Source organism: Ramlibacter sp. (assembly GCF_035548915.1).
GTDB lineage: Bacteria > Pseudomonadota > Gammaproteobacteria > Burkholderiales > Burkholderiaceae_C > Ramlibacter.
In genome coordinates this window covers 155,514-162,265 of the sequence record NZ_DASZSE010000037.1, presented here as the reverse complement: position 1 = coordinate 162,265, position 6,752 = coordinate 155,514, and the positions used below count along the sequence as shown (strand labels likewise).

Sequence of the window (6,752 nt, the reverse complement as noted above, 5' to 3'; positions counted from 1 at the left end):
CGGGATGTCCACGCGCACCGGGCCTTCGCCAGTGATCACCGTCTTGGCGCTCGTGCCGTTGCGGTGGTTGGCGTCCTCGGCGGGCTGGCCCAGATGGTGGCCCAGCTCGGCTCCCATCACGCGCTCGATCAGCGCCTTCTTGAACGCCAGCGTGGCGGCGTTGACCTCCTCGCCGGTCATGGGCCCGGAGACCAACTGGTCCATCAGCTCCTTGGGGATCTTCGGCAGCGCTGCGCTCCGGGCCGCGATCTCCGCGTTCTTCTGCTTCGTTCTGCTTGGCATAAATGCTCCTGGTCGGTCATGTTATGCCTCACACAAAATTCAGGACAGGCTCTAGCAAACCATTTTCGTAGCACACTTTTTTGCACACCAGCTTTTCACCGCCCGCTAGCCCGCATAAACACTGGCTCTGCGACGGACGCCGCTTCTCATAATCCCTTGGTCGCTGGTTCGAGTCCAGCACGCCCTACCAAGAGAGGGTACGGGCATGGACTGCGGCCTTGAGCCGCGTCTTGCGGTCAGCTCGATGCACCTTCATCCCTGTCAAGCAAGCAATCGATGAAGGCCCGAAGTGCCGGTCGTGGATGCCTGCGGTTGGAGTAGTACAGGTAAAGGCCCGGACTCGTGAGCGACCACCCCGCGAGCACTCGTCTCAGTCGTCCCTGCTGCAGTGCCTCGCTGACGTCATCGATGTCATATGCGTAGAGGATTCCCAGGCCCTGCAGCGCCGCCTGGATCACCACGTCCTGGTGGTTCGAGATGAGCGGCCCCTCGACCGGCATCTCGACTTTCTTGCCTCTTCTCTCGAACTTCCACCGGTAGATCCTGCCGCTTCCAGGCAGACGCCAGTTGATGCATGCATGGCGATGCAGGTCGGATGGCGTGCGAGGTTCACCGTGCTGTTCCAGGTAAGCGGGCGAGGCGACCGCCAACATGGTCACGTCCGGGGTGAGGCGCACAGCCGCCATGTCCTTCTCGAGCCGCTCGCCGACGCGAATGCCGGCATCGAAGCGGCCGGAGACGATGTCGACGAGGCCCTCGTCGACCACGACATCCAGCACCACGTCCGGATGCGCGCGGTGGAAACGGCCTAGACGAGGCGCGATGATCTTTCGCGCGGCGATGCCGAGCGTATTGATGCGCAGCGTTCCGGCGGTGCGGCCCGTCGCGGCGATCGCATCAGCGACCGCGCCATCCAGCTCGTGCAACAAGGGTGCGATGCGATCGTGCAGCCGCAGCCCGGCCGCCGTAGGCGCCACGCTGCGCGTTGTCCGATCGAGAAGCCGGACTCCGAGGCGAGCCTCGAGCTGTCGAATGGTCTGGCTCAGTGCCGAAGGGGACAGCCCGAGGTGATCCGCCGCACGCGCGAAGCTCTGCCGCTCGACGATGGCCGAAAAGGCCTTCATTTCGGCAAATTCAGACCCGCGCATTATGTATTCTTCGCTTCATAGCCTGCGAAGATTTTAGATGATTCCTTTATTGAATGATGAACGCCAAACTGGTGTCACCGTCAAGCAGGAGATAGCCATGACCCAACTGAATCTTCCCGAACCCATCGCTGCCTACTTCGAATCCGACAGGGGCGATGCAGAGGCTGTGGCGCGTTGCTTCACCAACGACGCCGTCGTCCGGGACGAGGGACATACCTACACCGGCATCGCCGCGATCAAGGGGTGGAAGAGCGCCGCGTCCACGAAGTACGCCTACACGAGCAGCCCGCTCTCGGCCGTCCGGCAAGGTGACCGGCATGTCGTGACATGCCGCTTGACCGGCGACTTCCCGGGAAGCCCGGCCGATTTGCGCTACGTGTTCCGCCTCGAGCGCGGACGGATCGCATCGCTCGAGATCAAAGCCTAGTCATTCATTCGCGACCCCGTCGACGAACCATGGAGACATTCATGAACTTCGATCTCGAACGGGCCGGACGCCGCACTCTGGTCACCGGTGGAATCGTCGGCCATGCGAGACATCGCCCGCGCTTGATCTTTGTCAGTTCGGCCCACCCCCACCCCACGTAGAGTCAACTCACTTCGAGGGCAAGCCCGTTTCAGCCGTTCCAACAACAACACAGCCCTCGTCACAAGCCCGCCGTCCCGTACGGCGAATCGAACTCCGGATGCGGCGAATCGCCGCTTTCATTCGACACGAGGTGTGAGTTGGAACGAATCATCGGCCCGATGCGGGGCTTCTACATCGCGTCATACGCCTGCCCCATGGGCGAACTCGGCAACATCTTCCTCGGCCACAGCCGAGTGTTCGACAGCACCAAGCCGCGTTCCTTCTGGGACGCGAAGCCCATTGCCGAAGCCATCGAGCCGGTCACCTGCGCGAGCCTGGAAGAAGCGCACCACCGCGCGCTGCTCACGGGCTTGCAGCAGGCACGGTGCCTCGCCGACGCCTGAGCAGCCGCCCGCCCACGCGGAGCAGTCACGCCGCGCGAGCGGCAGGCCCCAGGCCCGGATACTCCCTGCAGCCGAGCTGCTCCGACATCGCCCGCGCCGCCGCCTTCAGCGTGCGTTCGATCCGCGGCAGCAACGACGCCTTGTATTCGCCGGTCGGAATGCCCACACCGATGGCCGCCACCGGTTGCCCGTTCGCACCGAACACCGGCGCCGCCCAGCCCAGCACACCCGCGATCGATTCCTCGTCGGCATAGCCGATGCCCGTGGCGCGCGTGCGCTCGACGGCGGCCTTGGCTTCGCGCAACGAAGTGCGCGTGCGCGACGTCACCGCGGGACGAGGGCCCGAGAGAATGTCGTCGACCTGCGCGGCAGGCATGAAGGCCAACATCGCGCGGCCCACCGCCGAACAGTACAGCGGCCCGCGCTGTCCCACCTGCAGCGTATGCGCGAAGATCGACGGCAGGCTTTCGGTGCAGACGATCACGTATTCGCGCCCCTGCGGCACACCCATGAACGCGAACTGCGCGAGCGCCGTGAACACCTGCGCGACGAGCGGCTGGCCGATGCGCACCAGATTCAGGTTGCGCAGGTACGAGTTGGCAAGCCACAGCACCTGCACGCCCACGGTGAAGACGGCCGTCTCCGGATGCCGCTGCAGGTAGCCCTTCGACACGAGGTCCTGCAGGAGGACCGTGAGGCTGCTCTTCGGAATCTTCAGCTGCTGCGCGAGCGTCGTGTGGGTGCACCCCGCGGGCTTCTCAGCGATGAACTCCATGATCTCCAGAACACGCAGCGCCGACTTCGACATGCCTCTATGCTACGGCCTCTTCGCGAGGCAGCCCTCAGTTCTGAGGAATGTTGGCCGCCTTCACCACGCGGGCCCACCGCGCGATTTCGGCCTTCTGGAAAGCCGCGAATTGCGCGGGCGAATTGCCCACGGGCAGCGCGCCGAGCTTCAGGATCTGGTCGCGCGTCTCCGGCGCGGCCAGCGCAGCGGCCACCGCCTTGTTCAGCGTGGCGATCACGATCTCGGGCGTGTGCGCCGGCGCGAGCAGGCCCCACCACGTGCTCGCCTCGTACGTGGGCACGCCGATCGCTTCGGCGACCGTCGGCACGTCGGGCAGCGCAGGCAGGCGCGTGCGGCTCGTGACGGCGAGCACGCGCAGCTTGCCGGCCTTCACGTGCGGCAATCCCGAGACGGCGCCGAGAAACATCACCTGCACCTGCCCGCTCAGCAGATCGGTGATGGCCTGGCCGCTGTTCTTGTAGAGCACGTGAACGATGTCGGCGTCGGCGGAGATCCTGAACAGTTCGCCCGCCAGATGCGGCGTGGAACCGGTCCCGACCGATGCGAAATTGAGCGTCCCGGGCTTCTGCCTCGCAAGCGCGACCAGCTCCTTCAGCGTGTTCACGGGCACCGAGGGGTGCACCACGACCAGGTGAGGCATGTCGCCCACCAGCGTGATCGGCGCGAAGTCGCGGTCGAGGTCGTAGGGCAGGGACTTGTAGAGACTCACGTTCGCGCTGTCGGCGTTCGTGTTGAAGAGGATCGTGTAGCCGTCGGGCGCGGCCTTCGCGACGGTGTCGGTCGCGAGGATGCCGTTGGCCCCCGGCTTGTTCTCCACCACCACCTGCTGGCCCATCTGCTCGGAAAGCCTGGCCGCGATGATGCGCGCGAATGCGTCCGTGCTGCCGCCGACGCCGTACTGCACGACGAGCCGGATCGGCTTCTCGGGGTAGGCGGCGAGCGCGACCGTGGCGAATGCGGCGGCGAGCAGCGCCACCACGAATCTTGCGAGAACTCTCATGCTTGTCTCCTTGCGTCGTGATTCATCGTCATGCGATCGTGCGCATCATCGTCTGCGGCAGGCCGGCACGGTCGACCCGAAGCGCGAGCAGCGCGCCGGCCAGCGGCTGCGCCGCCAGCTCGCTCTCACCGAGCCCGTAACGGGCACTCGTGACGCAGAGCGTGCGCATGTCCTCGCCGCCGAACGTGCAGCTCGTGGGTTGGGTGACGGGCAGCGCGATCTGTTGTTCGAGCCTGCCATCGGGTCCGAAGCGCTGGATGCATGCGCCGCCGAAGATCGCGCACCACACCGCGCCTTCGCGGTCGACCGTGAGCCCGTCGGGGCCGCCGCGGCCCTCGGGGATTCGCGCGAAGAGTTCGCGCGGTCCGATCGCGCCCTTCCGCGCGTCGAACGCATAGCGGAAGATCGAGCGGCTGTGCGTCTCGGCGAAGTACATGCAGTCTCCCGCAGGGCTCCACGCGATGCCGTTGGAAACGCAGAAGCCGCGATCCATCTCGACCAGCCCGGCGCCCGGCGCGAAGCGATACAGTGCGCCGACGTCGCGGTGCGTCTTGCGGTCCATCGTGCCGATCCAGAGGCGTCCGTTCGCATCGACCTTCGCGTCGTTGAAGCGCTCTTCGGTCGGGCCCAGTTCGGGCGAACCGCTCAGGGGTCGAAGACCCTCCTCTTCGGACCACACCGCGAACCGCGTGCGGAATGCGACGAGAAGCTTCCCTTCGTCGAGCAGCGCGATGCTCCCCGGCGGCTTCGCGAGCGGCCAGGTTCGCACGTCGCCGGAGGACGGCTTCCATTGCCAGAGCGATGGCTTGTCCACGTCGATCCACCACAAGGTCTGCGTGCGCTCGCACCACACCGGGCTCTCGCCGAGCGAGTTGCGCGCCTCGACGCTGCGCATGCTCATGGGGCGACCTCGCGCGGGAAGAACGTGCTCGCGATGCGGCTTTTCTGGATCTTCCCGGTCGTCGTGAGCGGCAGATCCGTCTCGCGGCTGAAGCAGACGAGCGACGGCACCTTGTAGGCGGCGAGCTGGCCGCGGCAATACGCGCGCACCGCCTCCTCGGTCAGTGTCGCGCCGTCGCGCGGAACGATCACCGCCGCGATGGCCTCGTCGCGCGCCGCATCCGGCACGCCCGTCACCAGCGCGAGCGCGATCTGCGGATGCGCCATCAGCACCGCCTCGATCTCCGCGGGTGCCACGTTGATGCCGCCCGTCTTCACGAGCTCCTTCACGCGGCCGCGAAAGTGCAGGCAGCCCTGCGCATCGACGAAGCCGAGGTCGCCGGTGCGAAAGAAACCCTCTTCGTCGAGCGCGGCCGCGGAGGCCTCGGGCATGCGGTAGTAGCCCGGGCTCACGAAACCCTTCACGCGAATCTCTCCCAGCTCACCGGTCGCCACCGCGACGCCGGTGTCGAGGTCGACGATCCGGTGCCGTACGCCCGGCAGGGGCGGCCCCACGCAGGCGATGCGTTGCGCAAGCGGCATGTCGCGCCCCGCGACGTGGCAGTTGCCGTAGATCTCCGTCAAGCCGTACACGTTGCAGATCTCCGTGGCGCCGAGCTTCACGGCGCGCATGATCTGCTCGGCAGTGCCGATGGTGACGCCGGTGCGCAGGCTCGACAGATCGCGTGTGGCGCGGTCGGCGTGCTCGTCCATCGCCTGCACCATGTTCGGTGTGGCGTAGAGCACCGAACAGCGCTCCCGCTCGATCAGCGCGAGCGCCTCGCCGGCATCGAAACTCTCCTGCAGCACCACGCACGCGCCGTGCGTGAACGCGGCCGGCAGCGCGTTCGAACATCCCAGCCCCCAGAAGAGCGAGACGGCGAGCCAGACGCGATCGCCCGCCGTGAGCGCCTGCCTCTGGCCGATCTGGAATGTATTGCGAAGCATGTCGCCGTGCAGCAGCAGCACGCCTTTCGGATGCGCGGTTGATCCGGACGTGTAGAGGATGAAGGCGACGTTATCCGGCGCGGGGCCCGCCCCGATCGGCGCACCGTTCTTCGGCGATGCGACGCCGTCCCAGGGTGTCCAGCCCGCCGGAAGTGCCGCACCGAGCGCGATGCGATGCCGCACCGCGGGAATGCGCCCGCTGCCCCGCAATTCGCCGATGGCCGCGAGATAGTCGTGCTTCAGATAGCGCGGCGCACACACGAGCGCCACGCTGTCCGACTGCTCGAGGGCATAGGCCATCTCGCGCGGCGTCCACCACGTGTTCAGCGCGACCGTCACCGCGCCGGCGCGCGCGATGGCGAAAGCGGCGATCACCCATTCGGCGCGGTTGCCCATGAGAAGCGCGACCTTGTCGCCGCGCCCGATGCCGAGCGCCTGCAGGCCCGCGGCCGCGGCTTCCACCCGCGCATGAAGCTCGCGCCACGTGAGCCGCAAGCGCGCGTCGACGAGCGCTTCGGCCTGCGGCCGGTGCGCCGCCTGGCACACGAGCAGGTCGCAAAGGGTGAGGGCGGGTGGCCCGAAAGCCTGCAAGACGCCAGCTCCTCGTATGCGTTGGGGGGGGGTCGGCCGGTCGCCGAACTCAGTTCACTACGAC

7 protein-coding genes and 1 pseudogene are annotated in these 6,752 nt (G+C 66.8%); 2 read left to right on the top strand and 6 right to left on the bottom strand.

Features of this window, described 5'->3' with window-relative positions:
- Positions 1 to 282 (bottom strand): annotated as a pseudogene (locus VHA82_RS14075) (IS256 family transposase); the annotation flags it as partial.
- A 236-nt stretch (positions 283 to 518) separates the two neighbouring features.
- A complete protein-coding gene (locus tag VHA82_RS14070; protein ID WP_325544695.1) occupies positions 519 to 1,430 on the bottom strand; it encodes a LysR family transcriptional regulator in 912 nt (303 codons plus the stop codon).
- A 37-nt stretch (positions 1,431 to 1,467) separates the two neighbouring features.
- On the opposite strand from VHA82_RS14070, the gene VHA82_RS14065 reads away from it, so the two are divergent.
- Together VHA82_RS14065 and VHA82_RS14060 are read left to right on the top strand one after the other, a co-directional pair.
- The gene (locus tag VHA82_RS14065) at positions 1,468 to 1,857 is read left to right on the top strand and encodes a nuclear transport factor 2 family protein (protein ID WP_325544693.1); all 390 of its coding nucleotides are present in this window, start codon (positions 1,468 to 1,470) and stop codon (positions 1,855 to 1,857) included.
- A gap of 299 nt (positions 1,858 to 2,156) precedes the next feature.
- Entirely contained in the window at positions 2,157 to 2,402 is a 246-nt protein-coding gene (locus tag VHA82_RS14060; protein WP_325544691.1) for a hypothetical protein, read from the top strand.
- A 25-nt stretch (positions 2,403 to 2,427) separates the two neighbouring features.
- Here the strand turns inward: VHA82_RS14060 and VHA82_RS14055 are convergent, their stop codons facing one another.
- The 4 genes from VHA82_RS14055 to VHA82_RS14040 are packed head-to-tail and all read right to left on the bottom strand — an operon-like array spanning position 2,428 to position 6,688.
- Positions 2,428 to 3,210 (bottom strand): IclR family transcriptional regulator, encoded by a 783-nt coding sequence (locus VHA82_RS14055; RefSeq protein ID WP_325544688.1) that lies wholly within the window; start codon positions 3,208 to 3,210, stop codon positions 2,428 to 2,430.
- A 34-nt stretch (positions 3,211 to 3,244) separates the two neighbouring features.
- The gene (locus VHA82_RS14050; RefSeq protein WP_325544686.1) at positions 3,245 to 4,210 is read right to left on the bottom strand and encodes a tripartite tricarboxylate transporter substrate binding protein; all 966 of its coding nucleotides are present in this window, start codon (positions 4,208 to 4,210) and stop codon (positions 3,245 to 3,247) included.
- Positions 4,211 to 4,238: 28 nt separating this feature from the next.
- Complete coding sequence (locus VHA82_RS14045; protein WP_325544684.1) at positions 4,239 to 5,111, bottom strand: SMP-30/gluconolactonase/LRE family protein; 873 nt, start codon at positions 5,109 to 5,111, stop codon at positions 4,239 to 4,241.
- Positions 5,108 to 6,688, bottom strand: coding sequence for an AMP-binding protein (locus tag VHA82_RS14040; protein WP_325544682.1), 1,581 nt, complete (start codon positions 6,686 to 6,688; stop codon positions 5,108 to 5,110). The genes VHA82_RS14045 and VHA82_RS14040 overlap by 4 nt, the downstream gene beginning before the upstream one ends.
- Positions 6,689 to 6,752 lie beyond the last annotated feature (64 nt).

Bases quoted from the DNA above. Each gene is read 5' to 3' on its own strand.
- VHA82_RS14055 (WP_325544688.1), bottom strand. From the start codon at position 3,210: ATGTCGAAGTCGGCGCTGCGTGTTCTGGAGATCATGGAGTTCATCGCT.
- VHA82_RS14050 (WP_325544686.1), bottom strand. From the start codon at position 4,210: ATGAGAGTTCTCGCAAGATTCGTGGTGGCGCTGCTCGCCGCCGCATTC.
- VHA82_RS14045 (WP_325544684.1), bottom strand. From the start codon at position 5,111: ATGAGCATGCGCAGCGTCGAGGCGCGCAACTCGCTCGGCGAGAGCCCG.
- VHA82_RS14065 (WP_325544693.1), top strand. From the start codon at position 1,468: ATGATTCCTTTATTGAATGATGAACGCCAAACTGGTGTCACCGTCAAG.
- VHA82_RS14070 (WP_325544695.1), bottom strand. From the start codon at position 1,430: ATGCGCGGGTCTGAATTTGCCGAAATGAAGGCCTTTTCGGCCATCGTC.